At 60.7% G+C, this 20,072-nt stretch carries 16 protein-coding genes; 7 read left to right on the top strand and 9 right to left on the bottom strand.

Translation table 11 applies throughout. The features are described from left to right. The first annotated feature begins 3 nt into the window (after nucleotides 1-3). From coxB to VFI82_08460, 5 genes are all read left to right on the top strand, one after another. Complete coding sequence (gene coxB, locus VFI82_08480) at nucleotides 4-1,005, top strand: cytochrome c oxidase subunit II (GenBank protein ID HET7184710.1); 1,002 nt, start codon at nucleotides 4-6, stop codon at nucleotides 1,003-1,005. Between the two features lie 7 nt (nucleotides 1,006-1,012). Then, nucleotides 1,013-2,641, top strand: coding sequence for a cytochrome c oxidase subunit I (gene ctaD / locus VFI82_08475; protein ID HET7184709.1), 1,629 nt, complete (start codon nucleotides 1,013-1,015; stop codon nucleotides 2,639-2,641). Beyond that, complete coding sequence (locus VFI82_08470; protein ID HET7184708.1) at nucleotides 2,631-3,293, top strand: cytochrome c oxidase subunit 3 family protein; 663 nt, start codon at nucleotides 2,631-2,633, stop codon at nucleotides 3,291-3,293. The genes ctaD and VFI82_08470 overlap by 11 nt, the downstream gene beginning before the upstream one ends. Before the next feature lie 4 nt (nucleotides 3,294-3,297). Continuing rightward, on the top strand, nucleotides 3,298-3,600 hold the full coding sequence (locus VFI82_08465; protein HET7184707.1) for a cytochrome C oxidase subunit IV family protein: 303 nt from the start codon (nucleotides 3,298-3,300) through the stop codon (nucleotides 3,598-3,600). A 96-nt stretch (nucleotides 3,601-3,696) separates the two neighbouring features. Beyond that, nucleotides 3,697-4,419: a PhoU domain-containing protein gene (locus VFI82_08460; GenBank protein HET7184706.1), complete on the top strand. Its 723-nt coding sequence runs from the start codon at nucleotides 3,697-3,699 to the stop codon at nucleotides 4,417-4,419. A gap of 56 nt (nucleotides 4,420-4,475) precedes the next feature. On the opposite strand, the gene VFI82_08455 is transcribed toward VFI82_08460, so the two are convergent. Continuing rightward, entirely contained in the window at nucleotides 4,476-5,195 is a 720-nt protein-coding gene (locus VFI82_08455) for a DUF1326 domain-containing protein (protein ID HET7184705.1), read from the bottom strand. Between the two features lie 93 nt (nucleotides 5,196-5,288). On the opposite strand from VFI82_08455, the gene VFI82_08450 reads away from it, so the two are divergent. Both VFI82_08450 and VFI82_08445 read left to right on the top strand, forming a co-directional pair. Further along, on the top strand, nucleotides 5,289-6,128 hold the full coding sequence (locus VFI82_08450; GenBank protein ID HET7184704.1) for a DMT family transporter: 840 nt from the start codon (nucleotides 5,289-5,291) through the stop codon (nucleotides 6,126-6,128). 379 nt (nucleotides 6,129-6,507) lie between these two features. Further along, a complete protein-coding gene (locus tag VFI82_08445; GenBank protein ID HET7184703.1) occupies nucleotides 6,508-9,609 on the top strand; it encodes a carboxypeptidase regulatory-like domain-containing protein in 3,102 nt (1,033 codons plus the stop codon). A gap of 114 nt (nucleotides 9,610-9,723) precedes the next feature. Here the strand turns inward: VFI82_08445 and VFI82_08440 are convergent, their stop codons facing one another. From VFI82_08440 to VFI82_08405, 8 genes are all read right to left on the bottom strand, one after another. Then, nucleotides 9,724-11,298 carry a citrate lyase subunit alpha gene (locus tag VFI82_08440; protein ID HET7184702.1) on the bottom strand — a complete coding sequence of 525 codons (1,575 nt, stop codon included), beginning with the start codon at nucleotides 11,296-11,298 and terminating at the stop codon, nucleotides 9,724-9,726. A gap of 45 nt (nucleotides 11,299-11,343) precedes the next feature. Beyond that, complete coding sequence (locus VFI82_08435) at nucleotides 11,344-12,582, bottom strand: aldolase/citrate lyase family protein (GenBank protein ID HET7184701.1); 1,239 nt, start codon at nucleotides 12,580-12,582, stop codon at nucleotides 11,344-11,346. A 19-nt stretch (nucleotides 12,583-12,601) separates the two neighbouring features. Continuing rightward, on the bottom strand, nucleotides 12,602-13,822 hold the full coding sequence (locus tag VFI82_08430) for an isocitrate/isopropylmalate family dehydrogenase (GenBank protein HET7184700.1): 1,221 nt from the start codon (nucleotides 13,820-13,822) through the stop codon (nucleotides 12,602-12,604). A 104-nt stretch (nucleotides 13,823-13,926) separates the two neighbouring features. Continuing rightward, nucleotides 13,927-15,912, bottom strand: a complete 1,986-nt coding sequence (gene lysF, locus VFI82_08425; GenBank protein HET7184699.1) for a homoaconitase — start codon at nucleotides 15,910-15,912, stop codon at nucleotides 13,927-13,929. Next, nucleotides 15,893-17,311 (bottom strand): MmgE/PrpD family protein, encoded by a 1,419-nt coding sequence (locus tag VFI82_08420; GenBank protein HET7184698.1) that lies wholly within the window; start codon nucleotides 17,309-17,311, stop codon nucleotides 15,893-15,895. Before VFI82_08420 ends, lysF begins: the two co-directional genes overlap by 20 nt. Next, nucleotides 17,308-17,871 (bottom strand): HDIG domain-containing protein, encoded by a 564-nt coding sequence (locus VFI82_08415; GenBank protein HET7184697.1) that lies wholly within the window; start codon nucleotides 17,869-17,871, stop codon nucleotides 17,308-17,310. Before VFI82_08415 ends, VFI82_08420 begins: the two co-directional genes overlap by 4 nt. Before the next feature lie 252 nt (nucleotides 17,872-18,123). Further along, nucleotides 18,124-19,782, bottom strand: coding sequence for a glutamate synthase-related protein (locus tag VFI82_08410; protein ID HET7184696.1), 1,659 nt, complete (start codon nucleotides 19,780-19,782; stop codon nucleotides 18,124-18,126). 82 nt (nucleotides 19,783-19,864) lie between these two features. Further along, nucleotides 19,865-20,072: four helix bundle protein (locus VFI82_08405; protein ID HET7184695.1), on the bottom strand; the 208-nt coding region annotated here is incomplete at its 5' end.

Raw genomic sequence — 20,072 nt, 5'->3', positions numbered from 1 at the left:
CACATGTGGCAGACACTGCCGCTCTGGCCGGCGCGAGCCTCCACCCTGGCGGACCGCACCGACGCGCTTATGATTTTTATGCTGGTCGTCACCGGCTTCTTCACGCTGATGATCTTTACCCTGATTTTTATATTCGCAGTGAAGTTCCGGCGGGCGCGCAACCCCGTGGCCACGCAGATCGAGGGTTCCAACACGCTGGAAGCAACCTGGACGCTGATTCCGTTCGGTATTTTTCTGATCATGTTTGTCTGGGGTGCCTCGATTTACATGACGTGGGCGCAGCCGCCGCCCGGCGCGGAAGATATTTTTGTGGTCGGCAAGCAGTGGATGTGGAAGTTCGAGCACCCGGAGGGACAGCGCGAAATCGACCAACTGCACGTGCCGCTGGGACGCGCCATCCGGCTGACGATGATTTCCCAGGACGTCATTCACAGCATGTTCTTGCCCGAATTCCGGGTCAAGCAGGACGTGCTGCCCGGGCGCTACACCACGGCTTGGTTCCAGACCACGAAGCCGGGCCACTATCATCTGTTCTGCACGCAGTACTGCGGCACCATGCACGCCGGCATGATCGGGGAAGTGGTGGTCATGGAACCGGCGAGTTACCAGGCGTGGCTGTCGGGAGGAAATGCGGAAGGATCGCTTGCGTCCACCGGCCAGAAGCTGTTTCAGCAACTCGGTTGCACCACCTGCCATCGCTTTGACACGCAGGGGCGTGGGCCGAATTTAGTCGGCGTCTACGGAAAGCCGGTCTTGCTGGATGACGGAAGCACCGTCACCGTGGACGACAGCTACATTCGCGAATCGATTCTGAACCCCGGGGCAAAAGTGGTTGCCGGATTCAAGCCGATCATGCCGACGTTCCAGGGGATCGTCAACGAAGAGCAATTACTTTCCCTGTTGGCATACATCCGATCGTTATCGCAACCGGAGCAGCGCGAGCCGGTGAGCAACCGTCCAGCTGTGCCCGCTCATCCTGCACCGTCTCCGGCAAGGAGTCGCTGAGGCGAATATGGCCACCATTACCGCACCAGCGGTCGAACGCGAAAACTACCTGAACACCGACTACGGCGTGAAATCGTGGTTGCTGACCACCGACCACAAGCGCATCGCCATCCTTTACTTGATCTCCATTACCGCCATGTTCTTCATCGGCGGTTTTGCGGCGACGATGATCCGGCTGGAGCTGCTGACGCCCGCCGGCGACCTGATGTCGTCCGACACTTACAACAAGATGTTTTCCATCCACGGCATCGTCATGGTGTTCTTCTTCCTGGTACCGTCGATTCCGGCGACGCTGGGTAATTTCCTGGTGCCGATGATGATCGGGGCCAAGGACCTGGCCTTCCCCAGGATCAACTTGCTGAGCTGGTACCTGTACATTGCCGGCGCCGGGCTGATGATGTACGTCATCCTCACGGGCGGTGTGGATACCGGCTGGACGTTTTACGTGCCGTTCAGCAGCACCTACTCCAACACGCACGTAATTGCCGCCGCGGTGGCAATCTTTATCGCCGGTTTTTCCTCCATTTTCACCGGCTTCAATTTCATCGTCACCGTTCACCGCATGCGCGCGCCCGGTATGACGTGGGGCAGGTTGCCGCTGTTCATCTGGAGTCACTACGCGACCTCGGTCATTATGGTTTTGGGAACTCCGGTGGTGGCGATTGCCCTGTCGCTGGTGGCGCTGGAGCGCGCCTTCCACCTGGGCCTGTTCGATCCGCAGCTTGGCGGCGACCCGGTGCTGTTCCAGCACCTGTTCTGGTTTTACTCGCATCCCGCCGTGTACATCATGATCCTGCCTTCCATGGCGGTGATTTCAGAAGTGGTGTCCACCTTCTCGCGCAAGCGGATTTTCGGATACGCCTTCGTGGCGCTGGCCTCGATTGCGATCGCGGTGCTGGGCTTCCTGGTTTGGGCCCACCATATGTTTGTAGCCGGCATTTCCGCCTACGCCGCGCTGGTGTTTTCCCTGTTGAGTTACTTCGTGGCCGTGCCGTCCGCGATCAAGGTCTTCAATTGGACGGCGACGATGTACAAGGGTTCGGTGTCGCTGCAGACTCCCATGCTTTACGCCATGGGCTTTATCGGCCTGTTCACCATGGGCGGAATGACCGGACTGTACCTGTCGGCGCTGGGCCTGGATGTGCACGTCCACGACACCTATTTCATCATCGCGCACTTCCACTACATCATGGTGGGCGGCGCGGTCATGGGATACTTGGCCGGGATCCATTTCTGGTGGCCGAAAATCAGCGGGCGCATGTACCCGGAAACCTGGGGAAAAATCGCCGCGGCCACGATTTTCTTTGGCTTCAACCTGACGTTCTTCCCGCAATTCGTGCTCGGGTACCTGGGCATGCCGCGGCGGTATCACTCGTATCCTGCCGAGTATCAGGTGTTGAATGTGTTGTCGACAGCAGGCGCTTCGATCCTTGCCGTCGGTTACGTGCTGCCGCTGGTGTACCTGTTGTGGTCGCTGCGTTATGGCGCCGTTGCGCCCGATAACCCGTGGGCAGCCACCGGCTTGGAATGGCGAACGCCGTCGCCTCCGCCCACCGAAAATTTTCCCGAAACACCGGTCGTGACCTGGGAAGCATACGACTACTCCAGTCTGCCGGAGGTTCCCGTTGCACGATAGCGCCATCCCCGCGCAGCACGATCTGCGGCACCACTTCGCCGACCTGGAACAGCAGCGCGCCAGCGCCACCCTGGGCATGTGGGTCTTCCTGGTTACGGAAATCATGTTTTTCGGCGGGCTGTTCGCCGGCTACGTTGTGTACCGCACCACGCACTACGACGCGTGGCTGATCGGCAGCGAGCACATGGAATTCTGGATCGGCACCATCAATACGGTGATCCTGCTTTGCAGCAGCTTGCTGGTTGCGTTGGCGGTGCATGCGTCGCAGGTGGGCCGCGGCCGGACCTGCGCCGTCTATTTGTGGATCGCGTCCGTCATGGGCGTGGCGTTCCTGGTGCTGAAAGGATTTGAATACCACGCCCACTTTGTCGAGGGTGCCGTTCCCGGGGCGTTTTGGAAGCTGGCAGTGCCGGATCCGCGGTCCGTCCAGATGTTCTTTTACATTTACTTCGTGATGACGGGCTTGCATGCGATTCACGTCACCATCGGCGTGGTTCTGCTGGCGGTGATTGGGTGGTTCGCGTTCAAGGGGCGATACTCACCGGCTTATCACAACCCGGTACACGTCAGCGGCTTGTACTGGCACTTTGTGGACGTAGTGTGGATCTTTCTGTACCCGCTGCTTTACCTGATCGGCCACAAGAAGGCTTAGAAAAATGTCTGAGCACGTCATACCCCGCAAAACGTACATCTGGGTCTGGGTCGCGTTGATGGCGCTGATGATGCTGACCGCCGGGCTGTCGCGGATCAACTTGGGCGAGTGGAGCACGGTGGTCGCACTGGTGATTGCCGCCATCAAGGCCCTGCTCGTCGTCCTGTTCTTCATGCACGTCCGCTACGAAGACCAGAAGATGGCCTGGGTCTTTGTGCTGGCGGGATTCTTCTGGCTGGCCATCCTGTTGACGCTCACCATGACCGACTACATGAGCCGGGGCTACCTGGGCATAGCCGGGCATTGAATTCTGAAATGGGGTCCCATTTCTGGAATATCGACCTGACCGTCACTGCTTGCCGAGTTTCGCTTAAAATTGTTGTCCCTCGAAGCGGAGTGCCAGATGAACCCGGCCAGCCCTCCTAATACGCCAAGACCGACTGTGCTCGACCTGCGCGGACTGACCGCGCGCGCCTGCGAGGTGGCACGCATGTCCGCCGCCGCGACCGAAGAAGGGATTGGCACCGGCGCCACCCTGCCGCTGGATTTCATTCGGACCTGCGAAGAAGAGCTGGATGTGCTGGACCGCCAGATCAACGAGGGCGTAACCGCGGCCATCGCCGGCGCCTCTGACGCCGATGCCCGTGAGCTTCTTTTCTATCTCAAGCTTTTGATTGAACTCGAGCGCATTGGCGACCTGCTGCTCAACGTTGCCAACCGGGCGCGTACCGTTTCCGCGCACCTCGATCCGCAGGACGCAACCGACCTGAAGCGGATGGCGCAGCTGCTGCACCAGATGATGGCTGACGCGCAGGTCGCATTCCGCGATCGCGATCTGCAGCGCGCGCTCGCCATCCTGCGAGCGGACGCCGAAATGGACCGCATCCGCAACCTTCTGTTCGTGCGCCATATCGACAATCCCGAGCGTCTACAGCGCCAGGAGAGTTTTCACCTCGTCTTCATGACCCAGACGCTGGAGCGCGCCGGCGATCACGTTAAGAACCTGGCCGAAGAGGTGTGCCATCTTGTGACCGGGCGCAGCGTCCGCCACCTTGTCCGCGCCGCCGACAAGCCTTTTGAAGAGATGTTCCTGGATTGGATGCGCCGCCAAACCATCAAAAAATAAAAGCCGGGAGGCCTGCCCCGGCTCTTCTATGCCCGCTTATCGCAGCCTGATGCGGTTCACTTGCCCATGGAGGAATCTTTGTTCGCAGCGACATCCTTCGAGGTCATGTCAAAGGTGAGCATGAACCCGTTCGTGCCCTTGAACTCGAACGCCTTGAGGCCTTCGCGGTAGGTTTCAATTTCGTTCGGCATCATCACGAATCCGTCGTTGCGTGGTGTCCCCCAATAGCGGACATTCTTCAGCACCGCTGGTTCGTTGGTCATGCCCTGGAAGCGCTTCAGCTTGACCTCTGCCGTCTTGCCGCCATTCAAAGTCGCGTGCGCCTGGTCCTTGTCATAGCTCCAGGCAATGTCGCCCTCCGCGGTGGTCAAAGAATTCCACTTCACCGGGAAGACGTGATTGAGGATTTCGCCGATGGCCTGGCGTTGTTCGACGCTGGTCGCCTTGTCAAAAGTCACCAGCGCCCAGTCCATTTGGCCCTTCGAGAAGTCACTGCCGAGATCGCCGGTAATCCAGAATTTCGCGCCATCCAGTTTGGTCGCGCCGTAATGTCCGTGGTTGACCTTGTACGCGTTATTGAACTTGCAGTAATGCTCCATCTTTCCGCTGGCGTCGTGGTGCATGGCCGGATGGGAATTGAAATAACAGATGCAGAACTCTGGGCAGCTGCAGGCTTCGATCGCCGTCGCGTTGATCGCCCAGTTGTTCGCAGGTGATGTATGGCCGACGCTGATGGCCAGCAGGGAAAGCACAGTTACCAATGCCAGTTTGCGCATGGTCTCACCCCTTGAGCGGGCAATTATGCCCTTGGCAGCTTCGGCTTGCAAGCCGAAGCGCTATACTGCCGTTCCTGCATTCAGGAAAGACCTGTGTCCGATTTCGCCTCTCCCGCTCTCAGCCTCGCTGCCGCCGCCACCTGGGGTGCAGCCGACTTCAGCGGCGGTGTGGCCACCAAGAGGGCGAATCCCTTTCACGTGGTCGTCGTCGCTCATGCCACCGGCATGGTATTCATGCTCACGCTGGCGCTCGCGACGCAGGAGTCGATTCCGGGCCGGAATGCCTTGCTATGGGGTGCTATCGCGGGACTGGTCGGCGGCATAGGATTAGCCGCGTTTTACAAAGCATTGGCCATCGGCACCATGGGCATCAACGCGCCGCTTTCGGCGGTGATCACCGCCATCGTTCCGCTCGTCTTCAGCTTCCTCACCGAGGGCCTTCCGCGCGCGATCCAGATCGCCGGCTTCGTCTTTGCGCTGCTCAGTATCTGGCTGATCGCCGCGCCCCCCGCGGGTGCCGTACGCTCGCGAGGAATAGCGCTGGCAGTTGTTGCCGGGTTCGGGTTTGGCGGGTTTCTGCTCTTCATCAAGTTGGCCGGAACCGGATCGGTGTTCTGGCCGCTGGTTGCTGCGCGCTCGGCTTCCACGCTCTTCATGCTGGCTATCATGGTTGTGTCAGGCACGGGATGGAAAACCAGCCGCGGTTCGCTCGCCTACATGGTGATTGCCGGTGTCCTCGACTCCGGCGCCAACGCGCTGTTCGTTGCCGCCGCGCATCGCGGCCGCCTCGACGTCGCGGCCGTGCTTTCATCCCTCTACCCGGCGACGACGGTGGTGCTTGCCCGCCTGGTGTTGAAGGAACGTCTCTCGCGACTGCAATTTGCCGGCATGGCGATTGCGTTCGTCGCCGTCGCCCTCATTGCCGCCCGGTGAGGTGCGCAGCGGCGGCGTGCGCACCGCCGAATTGACTCCCAAAATGGAACAGTGACTGCCCGTAACCTACAGAATATAAAAGCCCGAAACGGGAATCTCCGCAAAAACGTAGGGTCGTTCCCGCTGCACTTTTTTAACTCTTGAGTTAGCAGCCACTTCGGGGGATTGAGCCAACTCGACCCCCCACTAAAGTTGTGGACGCAGAAATGCCCCTATTTTCGTGAAGCATTTTTCATGCTGTAAAGATTTTCAGCAGTACGCCTCCATGGGGTGGTCGCGTCTGAACTGCGCGGCCGGATGTGGGTGAGGCGGTTCGTAGCCGTTGCTTACTCTCATTTGAGCGCAGCCCGATCGCGCTCGACGCCAATAAGGAGGCGTAATGCATTCCATTGATTCAAAGCGAATATTCGTCTCGCTTTTTCTCGTCGCACTTCTAGTTGCTCTAGTCCTGCCCGCATACGGCCAGGAGCGCTTCGGTAACGTCACCGGCGTGGTCAAAGACCAAACCGGCGCCGTGCTGCCCGGAGTGGCAGTTACCATAACCAACAAAGACACCAACCGCAGCGTCACCGTTCACAGTCGCGGCGACGGCAGCTACACCCTCGCCGACGTTGAACCGGGTCATTATTCGGTAACCTTTGTGAAGACCGGCTTTACCAGCCGGGAAGTGGCCGACATCGTGGTCCTGGTCGGCAGAAACACTTCCGTCAGCATCGAACTGCAAGTCGGGACCGTGCAAGAGATGGTCGAAGTGAGCGGCGCTGCGCCCATCATTGACACCACCGCTACCATGATCTCGCATAACGTAACCGCCGAGGAAATTAACACCCTTCCCAAGGGCCGCAATTTCGCCGGCGTCGCAGTGTTCTCGCCGTCGGTGAATACCGGCACGATCGAGGGCGGCTACCAGATCAATGGCGCCAGCGGCGCTGAAAACGCCTATTACGTTGACGGCGTTTCCACCAACAGCCTGATTGACGGCTCCTCGCGCCAGACTGCTACCTTCGACTACATCCAGGAAGTCCAGGTGAAGACCACGGGACTGGAAGCCGAATACGGCGGCGCCCTCGGTGGTGTGGTCAGCGGCATCAGCAAGTCGGGTGGCAACACCTTCCATGGTGACATCCACGTCTACTATTCGGGGAACAAGATTTCCGCTGGTCCCGCCGAGCGCATGCAACTCAGCGACGACATGACCACCTTCCACTACTTCCAGGATGGCAAGCGGAAGCAGGATAACTACGAAGTCGGTGGTTCTTTGGGCGGCCCCATCATCAAGAACAAGCTGTTCTTCTATACCAACTTCTCTCCGTCATGGTTACGGCAGAGCCGCAAACTCACCTTCTCTGACGGCGCGGGTACCTTCGGCACCAAGGCGCTGGCGATGAACTGGTTCAACAAGCTGTCCTTTGAACCGACCAGTCGCGTACGCATGAACTTCACTTGGCTGTATACGCCTCAGTATTCCCAGGGCGTCACTCCAGGACCGAACGGCCAGGCGCCGAACGTCAGCACCAGCAACATGACGGCTCAGCGCGACAACGCCATGCTCGGATTCAACCAGCCGGAGCAAAGCTACACCGGCCAGATTGACTACACGCCGACGAATAGCTCGGTGCTGAGCGTCAAAGGCGGCCGCTATCGCCTGAATTACAAAGATACCGGCGTGACGGCAACCACCGAGTATTGGTGGCGCGCTTCGTCCATTGATATGCCCGGTGTCCCTCTGGCGGCACAGCAGGCGAACGGCTATACCACTCCGGCCGCCGGTCAGATCGTGCACGACCTGACCACTCGCACCTACGTGCAGGCCGACTTCAGCCAGTTTGTCCGCCTCGCCGGCCAGCAGCATAACTTCAAGTTCGGCGTCGGCACGCAGAAGAACATCAACAATGTCTTCAGCACCGACGATGGCCCGAACGGCCGCGTCTACCTCTACTGGGGCCAGACCTGCGCCGGATGCACCCCGCCGAACGCAACTGGGACCTACGGCTATTACCGGGTCGATGACTACGCCCGCCGCGGCTCCGCCGGCGCCAACATCAACCACATCTACGTCCAGGATTCCTGGAAGGCGATGAGCCGGTTGACGATCAATGCTGGTGTCCGTTTTGAAAAAGAAACCATTCCCTCCTTCCGTACCGACATCAAGCAGTACGCGTTCCAGTTCGGTTATGGCGACAAGCTGGCTCCGCGGCTGGGCGCCAGTTTCGACCTGTTCGGCAACGGTAAGGTAAAGATCTCCGGTGGCTGGGGCCGGTACTTCGATTGGACCAAGCTTGACTTGGCCCGCGGAACCTTCGGCGCCGACCTCTGGCATATTTACTACCGCTCGCTGGATACCACCGACGTGTTCAGCCTCGGCTTGAACAACATGCCCGGCACCAATCTGTGGGGAAGCGCTTTCCGAGACATGCGTCTGCCGGGTTTCAATTACGTGGACCCGCAAATCAAGCCCATGAGCCAGGACTCGCTGAATGCCGGCGTGGAATGGGAAATCCGGAAGAACATGGTCTTCACCGGCCGGTACGTGCGCACCAACTTGAACCGGACCATTGAAGACATGGGCGTGCTGGTCGATGGCAGCGAAGCTTACAAATACGGCAACCCCGGGGAAGGGGCAAACACCGAGTCGCCGTCTTGCTACGTTGGCACCAGCCTAAGCGATGCTGTGGCGACTTGCGGCATACCCATGCCCAAGCCGAAACGTGTTTATGACGCGATGGAGCTGTCTTTGTCGCGACGTTTCGGTAACGGACTGCTGTTCAATGCCAGCTACGTCTATAGCCGCCTTTGGGGCAATTACTCCGGACTGCAGAGCACGGACGAAATTACTCCTCCAACCCTCGGCTATTCCTCGGCGGGTAACCAGAGCTTCTACGGCCAGATTTTCCGGCCCGGTGGGAACGCCAACCGCTACTACGATCTCGACCAGACCATGATTAACGCGCATGGCGTCATCGGAAACTATGGACCGCTGCCGACCGATCGTCCGCACGTGTTCAAGTTTTACGGCGCCAAGCAGTTTAAGTGGGGCACCGAGATTGGCGGCTTCTTCCGCGTTTCCAGCGGCACTCCGGTCTCAACCCAGATGCAGACCATTAACGGCATCGGCATGTACGTCGAAGGCCGAGGCGACATGGGCCGGACTCCGGTCTTCAGCCAGACCGACCTGATGGTGGCGCATGAACTCAAGCTGGGTAAGAGCGAGAGTCGGAGATTGCGCTTTGAGTTCAACGCCCTCAACCTCTTTAACCAGAAGACCAGTGTGTTCACCATGGACCGTTACAACTTCGAAGAAACCTACGATTCCACAGGTGTCAGCCTCCTGAACATGGACCTGCGGAAGGGCTTCGATTGGAAACCCATGGCGGCTGCGGCAGCCTTGGCGGGAGGCAGCAATCTCGACCCCCGCTACGGCAAGGCGGCCATGTTCAACCCTGGTTTCCAGGGCCGATTCCTGGTGAAGTTTATTTTCTAGTATTTTCTAACCTGAAACACTTTGGGCCGGCTTTCGAGCCGGCCCTTTTCCATGTGCTCGAAGCAGTTGAGGAACCTGTTCCGAAGGATGCGGCTAACGGCTAATAGCTAATAGCTAAGTGCTGATTTGCCAAACCGTGTCCAGCACCGTTCCGTCCACCCACTTGACCACGGCGACAGGCTTTTCGGTGAGTCGGGGTTTCTGCGGTTTGCCGCCGCAGATTCTTTCCACGTCGCGCTGGATGTCTTGGATCGGACGGATGGGAAGTGACGAGCCTTTCACCGCGTCGAGCAGATCTTGCCGTCGCGGATTGATGGCGATGCCTCGCTCCGTTACCACCACGTCCACCAACTCGCCCGGCCCGGTAAGCGTGGTTACCTGATCTACGATCACGGGAATGCGGTCGCGGAAGGACGGAACGGCGAGAATGGTGCAGCCGGCGAACAGGCAGTTCTGCCATCCGCCGATGCCGTGCAGCAAGCGCCCGTCGGAGTGGGTGACGACGTTGGCGTTGAAGTGGACGTCTACTTCCGTTGCCCCCAGCACTACTACGTCAACCAGGGAGTTGAAAAAACCCTTGCCGTGGTAGTTGTAGGAGGTGAACGGCGAGGTCGCAACGTGCCGCGGGTCGTTGGCCATTGACCGCACGGCCTCAAGATCGAAGGTCTGGCCGTCGAGGATGTAGTCGGTCAAGCCTTCCTGGAGCAAGTCGACAAGGTATCGCGTGGAGCCGCCGCGCACAAAGCGCGCGCGCACGCCGCTCTGCTTCATGTGGCGTCGCAGGTAGTCCACAAATGCAAGCGCGATTCCGCCCGCTCCGGCCTGGAACGAAAATCCCGGCCGCATGATGCCGGCGTCGCGCACGAACTGCGCCACCTGCTGCGCGATCAGCAGGCGGTCAGGCGAGCGCGTGATCTGCGTGGTGCCGGATACGATTTTGGACGCATCGCCGATGGAATCAACCTGCACCACATAGTCCACATTGTTGCCCTGAATTTGCCACGGAACGCAGGGGAACTCGACCAGGTTATCGGTGACGACGATCACGTGGTCGGCGTACATCGAATCCGCGAGCGCAAATCCCAGCGAGCCGCAGGCCGAGGGCCCGTGCGAACCGTTGGCATTGCCGAACGCGTCCGCGGTCGGGGCGGCGATCACCGCGATGTCAATGTGTACCTCGCCATCCTGGATTGCCTGCCAGCGCCCGCCATGCGAGCGCAGCACGCCTAGGCCGCGCATCCGGCCCTGGGTGCAGTAATCGCCGAGCGGTCCGTTCATCGAGCCCTCGATGTGGTGCACGTTCCCGGATTCCATCAACTCGATCACCGGGGCGTGTGCCGGGAACGACGCCGAAGGGAACCACATCAGGTCGCGCGCACCCAGCTTTGCCGCGGTTTGCAGCGCCCACAGCGCCACCCTGTCGCCGTCGCGCAGGTGATGGTGCGTCGAGATCGTCATGCCATCGCTCAGCCCGCAATTGCGCAGGGCGGTCTCGAGGTCGGGCACGCGCTTGTCTCCATTCATCGGATAGTCGGAGGCGGTGCGGACCGGGGGCGCGGCTTTGCGTCCCTGCGGACGATTGTTGTTCACGCCCGCGTACACGCGTTGCGGCGCTCCGTTGACGCTGGCAGGAACCACGCGTCCGGCGGCGTTGGTGGCGAGTTCAATCGAATTGGCGGTTGTGCTCATCTAGAATCGGCGCTGATTAACGCGGATCGGAACGGATCAGAAAAATCAGCGTTCATCAGTGTTCCCTCGCGGCGAATGTATCAGCCCCATGAGCCTGGCGCGCTCGACGAGTTTGAGCGCGCGCTGTACCACCGGCGCGTCGATCATCTTCGAGCCCAGGCTTACCACGCCGAGGCCGCGCGCCTGCGCGTCTTCATAAGCGGCAACAATTCGCAGCGCCCGATCAATTTCCTGTTGCGCCGGGGCAAACGCCTGGTGAATGACCGCAACCTGCAGCGGATGGACGCAGCCCATGCCCTCAAAGCCGAGGGCGCGGGCGTTGCGAGCCCAGGCGGCCAGGCCCTCGAGGTCACCGACATCACCGTACACGGAGTCATTCGCCTGCAAGCCGGCGGCCTTGGCGGCGTTGATGATTCGCGTGCGCGCGTACAGCGACTCAGCCCCCAGCGCCGTCTTCGCTACGCCGATGTCGGCGGTGTAATCCTCCAGGCCAATGGTGAGCGCGACATTGCGTGGCGAGGCGGTTGCGATCGGCATTGCGTTCTCAATTCCCATCGCCGTTTCCAGGATCGGCAGCAGCCAGATGTCGCGATGCAACCCGCAGCGCGACTGTACGCGCGCGATCCGCTGCTCCACCTCGGCGACCTGCTCGGGATGCTCCGTCTTGGGGATGAGGACCAGGTCGGGAGATTCCGGAACCACCTCGTCCAAATCCGCCAGCCCGAGCGGAAGCTGATTGATGCGCACCATGCGCTCACACGTCCCAAAATCTACCGCGCGCAACGCGTTCCGCACCAGCACGCGCGCCGCATCTTTTTCATTCGAGTGAACCGCGTCTTCCAGGTCGAGAATAATCGTGTCGGGCGCATGCAGCGCGGCGTTGACGAAATACTTTGGCTCACTGCCCGGCAGGTACAGGCGCGAGCGGCGCAAGCGATCCCGTGGCGAAGGCGCGGGCAGTGGCACCTGTTCCGGCAGCGATCGCCTGCCTTCGCCCAAGCCTGCACGCCGCACCGCGGCTTCAATCCGCGCTGAAATAACGAACGGCAATGCCCCGGCGTCTTCGATCAACAGTCGCCCGTGCTCCACGCCGAGATCGGCTAATACCTGGCGTGCCTGGGTTAGAATCGAATCGCCGTAGTACGCCGCAACTTTCGATTGCAGCTCAATGTCGATACCGCCAGAGCTGTGGCCAGAAAACACGACGCGGCAGTCGGAGCGAATATCGGCTCCGCTTCGCCCCGCTTCGAACGTTGTCGTATTCACGTTTGCCGTTGTCGCCATAAAAGCTAAAAAGTAAGAGCTAAGAGCCAACGCTAGTCAGCTGCCGCACCTTCGCCGTTTCCAACTTCTGCAAGATGGCATCGGTCATCTGCATTGTTGTAGCGGCGCCCTGCGCAACCGACTTAGCGCCGCCGGGAATCCGCATCATGTCATAGGTGCGGACTTTTCCCTCCGCCACCACCGCCGCAATTGCGCTGCGCACGCGCTCCGCCTTGTCGTGCTCGCCGACGTGGTCGAGCATCATCGCCGCCGACAATATCATCGCGATGGGATTGACGATAGGTGGATTGAGTTCCGCATACTTGGGTGCCGAGCCGTGCGTCGGCTCAAAGACTGCGACTTCGTCGCCAATGTTGCCGCTGGCGGCAAAACCCAGGCCACCGACCAGACCGGCAAAAGCGTCGCTGATCACGTCGCCAAAGAGGTTCGACGCGATGATCACCCCGTAATCCTCCGGGTTCTTGGTCAGCCACATGGTCTGCGCGTCGATGTTGGTGGACCAGAGCGGAATCGAGTAGTCCCTGGCCACCTGCTTCGCAACTTCTTCCATCATGCCGCTGGTTTCGCGGAGCACGTTGGGCTTCTCGCAGATGGTCACGTTCTTGTAGTCATATTTTTTGGCGTGCTCGAAGGCCGCGCGGGAGATGCGCTCAGCGCCGCGACGCGTAATTATGCGAACGGAAATCGCCAGGTCCTCGCCGCGCGTTGTGGCAAACGGCTTGAATTTTGGGTGCGACTCCAGCGCGCTGCGCACCGGTGCCGGCGGATTCGTCCATTCGACGCCCGCGTACAGGCCCTCGGTGTTCTGGCGGAAGACGACCACGTTGACCTGAGGCTCTTCAAATCCGCCACCGACTTTCTTGCGAATGAAATTGAGAGGATTGCCGGGAAAGCCGATGCACGGCCGCTGACAGATATCGAGGTTGAAGCGCTGCCGCATGGTGACAATGGGCGAGTAATACGTGTACCCCTTGCCGCGGAGGGCGGGCGAGAGTTCGGCGTCAGCTTCCTTCTTTGGCTTCGAGGTGATGGCGCCGAACAGGCCGAGCTTGTGTTTCTCCAGCAGGGCGATGGTGCGGTCGGGCAGGGCATTGCCCTCGCTCTTCCAGAATTCCCAGCCGATATCGCCGTGCACGTAGGTCGCGTCGAAGCCGACCGCGTCGAGCACGCGAATCGCCTCCGGTAGAACCTGGTTGCCAATGCCATCGCCAGGCATTGACACGAGTGTGTGTTTCGCCATGAATCCCTCCATTGCTGAACTGCCGAATTGTCAAATTGCCGAATTGTTCACGCCGTGCTTCGATCCGGCAATTCCGCACGTCTGCAGTTCAGCAATCACGGGTACTAAGATCGCAGTCGCCGCGCAACCAGGTTCTCGACTCCGCCCGCGACCACCAGCGATTGTGGCACGGCGCCCAGCGGGGGGAAACGGAACTGGTCACTACGCCATGTGACCACGCCGCTGGTGAAGTCGATGGCGACCTCGTCACCCGGAATGATCGTCTTCCCCCCTGCCGCGATCTGCTGTGCAAAGTCCGCCTTCAATCGTTTCACCAGTTCCGGAATCTCGATGCACAGGAAGCCGTTGTTGAAGGCATTGCGTAAATACGTTTGCGAGAACGAGGCGGCGATGAGCAGCGGAAAGCCTTTCGCCTTGAGCGACGTTGCCGCCTGCTCGCGGCTGGAGCCTGTGCCAAAGTTGGCGCCGCTTACTATCACGTCGCCCGGACGAGTAAGCTTCGGAAATTCGGGATCGTAATTGGAGAAGGCAACATCGGCCATCATCTGCGGCGTGACGTCATCGCGATAAGTGTAGCTGCCGGGATAAATCGCGTCGGTGTTGAGGTTGTCTTTGGGCACAAATACCAGACGACCGCGCAGGCGCTCGGGAAATCCGGGAATGATCTCCACCGTCTCGCCCGCACTCTCCGACCGGCGCCCCACTTGCAGGTTCTTGTAACGCGCCAGCATGCCGCCGGTTTTCTTGCGATCGTCACGCTCTCCTGACGGACGCCCCAGCGTTTCCGGCCCGCAGATATAGCCGGCCACCGCACTTGCCGCCACCACCGCGGGCGATGCGAGGTAACACTGCGCCTCGCGGGAACCCATACGTCCCTTGAAATTGCGGTTGGTGGCGGAAATCCCGACCTCCCCTGGTTCCAGCAATCCGACACCGAGGCCGATGCATGGTCCGCACCCGGCCGGCAGAGTGGTTGCGCCAGCTTCCTCCAGGGTGCGCCAGATGCCGCGCCTCTCCGCTTCCTCCTGTACCCGCTTGCTGGCGGCTCCGAGGTAGAACTTGACCGAGGGCGCTACTTTCTTGTTCAGCAGCACCAGCGCCGCTTCCTCCAGGTCCTCGACGCGCGAGTTCACGCACGACAACAGGTACGCCTTCTGGATGGCGACCTTCTTTTTTTCGAGTTCGACCAGGGAAGTCATCTCCTGCACCGTGTCGGGGCCGGACACGTGTGGCGTGAGGTGCGAGAGATCGAGCGTAATGCGCGCAGCGTAATCGGCATCCGCGTCCGGGTGCGGCGGATCGGTGACCCACGATCTTAAGTCCGCTTCGCTATAGCGCGCGGGCTCGCCGCGTTGTAGGCGCTCCTGTCTCCGTTCGCGCAGCCACTGGATCGTGATCTCATCGCACGGGAACCAGCCGACCAGGGCGCCCCACTCGGTCGTCATGTTGGCGATCGTCATGCGGGCATCCAGGGAGAGCGACGCAACACCCGGTCCGCTGAATTCCACCGCCGCATTCAGAACATGCACATTGAACGCGCCACAAAGGGCAATGATCACGTCTTTGCCGGAAACGCCAGGCGTCAGCGACCCATCGAGCACCACCTGCACGGTTCGCGGAATCTGCCACCAGAATTCGCCGGTTGCCCAGATGGCAGCGGCATCGGTGCGGACCACAGGCGTGCCGATCGCGGCGAGCGCGCCGTACATGTTGGAATGAGAATCGCTGGCGACGACGAACGATCCGGGCGTGACGTAGCCACGCTCGCACATGATCTGGTGACCGATGCCGGTGCCTGCCGGATAAAAATCAATGCCGTGCTCGCGCGCAAAGGCCTCGATGGCGCTGTACTTCTTACGGTTCTCCTCGCATTGATTCTGGATGTCATGGTCGAGCGCGAACACAGGCTGGCGCGGGTCATGGATTGTTGTCGCACCGATGGACTTGAACTTCTTTATTACCGCCGAAGTGTTGTCGTGGGTCATGACATGCTTCGGACGGATGGAGACGAAGTCGCCCGCCCGCACGGCACGTTTCGGGCCCTGGGCAAGGTGCGCCTGCGCGATTTTTTCAGTGATCGTCTGACCCATGGGCCATCCCTTTAGTTTGGTTAGCAACCATGCGTTTCTCCTTCAGCAGCTTCATCAACCCGCTAACGGATTCCAGCTTTTCCAGGTTCCACACTGCCTCGCGGATCTTTTCTTGCGCGGCGCGCGACATCACCGGCCCCGCCAGCGCCGCGAACTTCTCTTCAATTTCGGCATCCGACAAACGGTTGCGCGGATCGCCCTTAGGATAGTCGAGCTGCCGGGTGAACTCCTGCCCTGACGTAGTGCGAACGGTCACGATGACGCGCTGCAAGGCGGGGAATACTTTTTCGATTTCGGGATCGCCGATCACTTCAACCTTGCGCAGTTGCGCGCGAATCTTCGCGTCCATGATCTTCTCCGGCGTGAACTGCGCCGGCGTGACCTGGCGGTCCACCAGGGCGGCGGCGATCACGTAAGGCAGCGAATGGTCGGCGGTTTCCTTGGTGTGAGGATCGTACTTGCTGGGGTCGGAGAGGATGTCGGCGGCGCGCGCCAGCGAACGAATGTGGACTTTTGCCACCTGGTCGGGCTTGAGGTCGTGCGCATGCACCAGGTCAAGTACGGCCGAGATGGGCGCGTGCGTAAGCGCCTCGGTAGGGAAGAACTTCATCCCGCATTGGGTGATGCGCCATGACTGCCCCAGCCCTTCTGTCAGCACGTCCAGTTTCCACTCGGGCCCGAAGCAATGCGTCAGCCCCTCTTTGCCATCCACCACGTGCTCGGGGCCGGTGTAGCCCTTTTCGGCCATGAGGGCGGCCAGCACGCCGGACTGCGTCGCCATCGGGTCCACGGTGTTCTTCATCATGGTTAGCTTGCCGGCGGTCACCGCCCCGAAGGTTGCATGGCGGGACGCCGAGATGCCGATGGCGTGCTGAATCTGCTCCGCTGAAAGATGCAGCGCACGTCCGGCCACGATTGGCGAAATGAACGCTGTCAATGTTGCGTGATGCCAACCGCGCTCGCGAATGCCGGGAAAGGCTGCCTCGCAGAAGCGGCACTCGAACTCATGGCCGAGCACCAACCCCACGATCAATTCACGGCCATCGCTGCCGGAGCGCTCGCAGCAGGCCAGTGCCGCGGGAAAAATGTCGGAGGGATGCGAGGGGTCCTGCTTCCAGTAGATGTCGTTGTAGTCCATGCAGCGGATCATTAACGCGTTCGCCAGCGATGCCGACACGGCGTCCACGCGCTTGCCGCTGCCGATCACCGTGCACGGGCCGCGGCCGGCGATTTCGTCCAGCACTTGCAGCGCCATGACGACGTCGTGCTGGCGGTAGCCGCCGAGGGCACAGCCGATTGAGTCCAGCAGGAATCGCTTCGCCTGGTAAACGGCGTCGGGGGAGAGGTCTTCAAACTTGAGCGACGATGCGAATTGCGAGATCGGTCCGGTGATCGTCATTTCAGATTTCTGAACGGTTCGTAGGCCATAAAGTCGGCGTGGTGCACGATGATTGCTTCCGTGGAGCGCCGCACATGATCCCCTTCGGCGGCGTGGGCGGCGATGATGTGGCAGACCGCGTCAGGCACCCCGCACTCCATGGCCAGCGCTACGCCGGTGAAAGGGTGCCGCAGCAGCTCACCGCGTTTCGATTGCCGCGTCTTGCCGCCCACATTCTCGTATTCCAAAAGCTTTCCAACGTCCGCGAGGATCGCGCCCGCGATCACGACGTCCATGTCGATGGCCAGAGTGCGGCCCATGTGCTCGCGCATGGCCTCGGCGGAACGGCGCGCGATGTGGACCACACAACGTTTGTGCTCCATGAATGTCGCCGTGCAGTTCGGCACCAGCAGCGTGAAGGGAATGCGTTCCAGGTCGTCGGGCGTCAACGGAGAGAGCTCGAATGCCCGCGACCAGGTGCGCGCCACCTTCTCGAGCAAGTCCTTATTTTGTATCCACTCCAGCTCCGGCCAGAGCCGGCGGACGGCGTCGTGCAGCGTGCCGGCAGCTGCGTCAGGCATGGTCAGCGCCTCCCAGGAAAACCATTAAGCATAGCGCATGTCCATCAGCTCGCGGACTTCCTTTCGAAAGGTACGGAAAAACTGACAGACTGATAGCCGGCCAAAAGAGAAACCCGGGGCTGCGCCGCCCCGGGTTCCTTTTACTCGCGCGTCCCTGGTTTGAGCGCGCTGCGAGTGATTCCTGTGGCCTCAGCGGCTCAAGCCGCCGCTGTGAAGTTCCCTTCGGCACGACAGAAGTCGTGCCGACACAAGCTACTTCCTCCCCTTCCCATTCTTGCCGGCCAGGACCCGCGGCTTGGCAGCCTTGGCCGCCTTGGAAGTGCCGTTGGCGAACAGGATGTCATCCGCCTGCTTCTCATCGACGTCCATGATGTACTCGATGCCGCTGATGCGGGCAGCCTCGGTCGTCAGGGAGGCGATGTCGTCGCGGGTGATGTAATGCAGGGCGAACTTGCGCGCGCCGGTCATGAACTGCCGCAGTCCCTGCGCCAGCCGCTGGTTGTAGGTGTAGACGCCGATGGCGCCGATGGGCAGCTTCTTGAAGCGGTCGCCCAGGATGTGACGCAACTCGTGCGCGGTGACGAAGATCTCATCCACGCCCATGCCGAAGCGCTGGATGTAGATGGGCAGGTTTTGCGACTCGATGGCCTTGCCGATGTTCTTGGCCACCATCGCCGCCGCCAGCGGTGCGCGGGCGTAGGCGATCAGCTTGGCAAACGGGGCGCCGAGCGCGAGTCCTTTGAACATCTGGTCTTCGAAGGTGAAGCCGCCGGCGAAAGCCAGGTCGGGCAGGAACATCTTCTTGCTGGCCAGCTTGCAGTAGTACTGGTAGACCAGCGAGTGCAGTTCGACCGAGGGGATGCCCCACTCGTTCATCATCCGCCACGGGCTCATGCCGGTGCCGCCACCGGCGCCGTCGACGGTGAGCAGGTCGAGTTCGCAAAGCGAGGCGTACTTGACGGCGCGTGCTGTGTCCTCGGGCCTGTATGCGCCGGTCTTCAGCGTGATGCGCTTGGCGCCGCACTTGCGCAGCTCTTCGACCCGCTTCATGAAGCCGTCGAGCGTGACCATGCCGACGCGGGAGTGGCGCTCGAACTCGTGGAAGGCGCCGCGCTTGAAAGCCTCGATAACGCCGGGATCGGACGGGTTAGGAAGAACGACGTAGCCGCGCTTCTGCAACTCCTGCGCCTTGTTGAGATCGCGGATTTTCACTTCGCCGCCGATATCCTTGGCGCCCTGGCCCCACTTCAATTCGACCGACTCGACGCCGAGGTTCTTGATGGCATATTCCTGCACGCCGAGCATGGTGTCCTCGACGTTGGCCTGGAGAATGACCTCGCCGTAGCCGTCCAGCTGCCAGTCGCGGTAGGAATCGACGCGCCACTTCAGTTCGGGGGCGGAGATGACTTTGCCGCCGGCAAACTGCGAGTTCATGTCCATGCCGGTGACGTTTTCACCGATCGCCATGGGCACGCCGCTGATGGCCAGGCCGGCGGCGTACTCCGGCCAGTTGTTCTTGGCGACGTTGGTGGAGCCCATGGCGGCGCCGATGAGCGGCATCTTGCACTTGATCCCGTTCTTTTTGTTCGCGCCGATGGTGACTTCGAGGTTGACGTTGGGGAACAGGGCTTTGTTGCTGTCCGGTTCGCAGCCCCACGCTCCGGCGCAGCGCCCGAGGATGGTGAAATGCGACAGGTCGACCGGGTAGTCCTTCTGCGAGGCGGTGGTGATGATGCCGAACGGTTGCGGGTAGATCATCTCCGGGCCGCGATAGGCCGACTTGCCGATCTCGCACATTCCGATGCACCCGTCAATGCAGGTGGTGCACATTCCGCTGAACGGGCTGACCGAGTCCTCGGTACGGTTCTTGGTCAGCGTCGCCGCGGAAGCGTTCAGGCGCGTGTAGGTCATTGGTGTTCTCCTAAAGATCTCTGTCTAACTCGACCAGCTTTGAGCTCTGAGCTGTGAGCTTTGAGCTCTGAGCTGTTAGTGCTTACCGCTCGCTTGGAACAGCCGATTTCACCTTTCGCGTCAAGGAAGTCAGCATTCGGCGGACCTCCTCGAGTTGGGTGTCCAAACGCAGGAAATCTGTTTCTTCCAACAAACCCAAGTCCTTGGCCAGGAGCAGGTGATAACTGAGTTCGCTCGCCGAGCCCGTGGCGATCAACAGAAAGCGCGCGAACTCCGCATCCGATCTGCGC

Source organism: Terriglobales bacterium (assembly GCA_035691485.1).
Lineage (GTDB): Bacteria > Acidobacteriota > Terriglobia > Terriglobales > Acidobacteriaceae > JAIQGF01.
This window is presented reverse-complemented; position numbering and strand designations above follow the sequence as displayed.

Coding starts and splice junctions, on each gene's coding strand:
- coxB (HET7184710.1), top strand. CDS start 4: ATGTGGCAGACACTGCCGCTCTGGCCGGCGCGAGCCTCCACCCTGGCG.
- ctaD (HET7184709.1), top strand. CDS start 1,013: ATGGCCACCATTACCGCACCAGCGGTCGAACGCGAAAACTACCTGAAC.
- VFI82_08465 (HET7184707.1), top strand. CDS start 3,298: ATGTCTGAGCACGTCATACCCCGCAAAACGTACATCTGGGTCTGGGTC.
- VFI82_08460 (HET7184706.1), top strand. CDS start 3,697: ATGAACCCGGCCAGCCCTCCTAATACGCCAAGACCGACTGTGCTCGAC.
- VFI82_08455 (HET7184705.1), bottom strand. CDS start 5,195: ATGCGCAAACTGGCATTGGTAACTGTGCTTTCCCTGCTGGCCATCAGC.
- VFI82_08445 (HET7184703.1), top strand. CDS start 6,508: ATGCATTCCATTGATTCAAAGCGAATATTCGTCTCGCTTTTTCTCGTC.
- VFI82_08440 (HET7184702.1), bottom strand. CDS start 11,298: ATGAGCACAACCGCCAATTCGATTGAACTCGCCACCAACGCCGCCGGA.
- VFI82_08435 (HET7184701.1), bottom strand. CDS start 12,582: ATGGCGACAACGGCAAACGTGAATACGACAACGTTCGAAGCGGGGCGA.
- VFI82_08430 (HET7184700.1), bottom strand. CDS start 13,822: ATGGCGAAACACACACTCGTGTCAATGCCTGGCGATGGCATTGGCAAC.
- lysF (HET7184699.1), bottom strand. CDS start 15,912: ATGGGTCAGACGATCACTGAAAAAATCGCGCAGGCGCACCTTGCCCAG.
- VFI82_08420 (HET7184698.1), bottom strand. CDS start 17,311: ATGACGATCACCGGACCGATCTCGCAATTCGCATCGTCGCTCAAGTTT.
- VFI82_08415 (HET7184697.1), bottom strand. CDS start 17,871: ATGCCTGACGCAGCTGCCGGCACGCTGCACGACGCCGTCCGCCGGCTC.
- VFI82_08410 (HET7184696.1), bottom strand. CDS start 19,782: ATGACCTACACGCGCCTGAACGCTTCCGCGGCGACGCTGACCAAGAAC.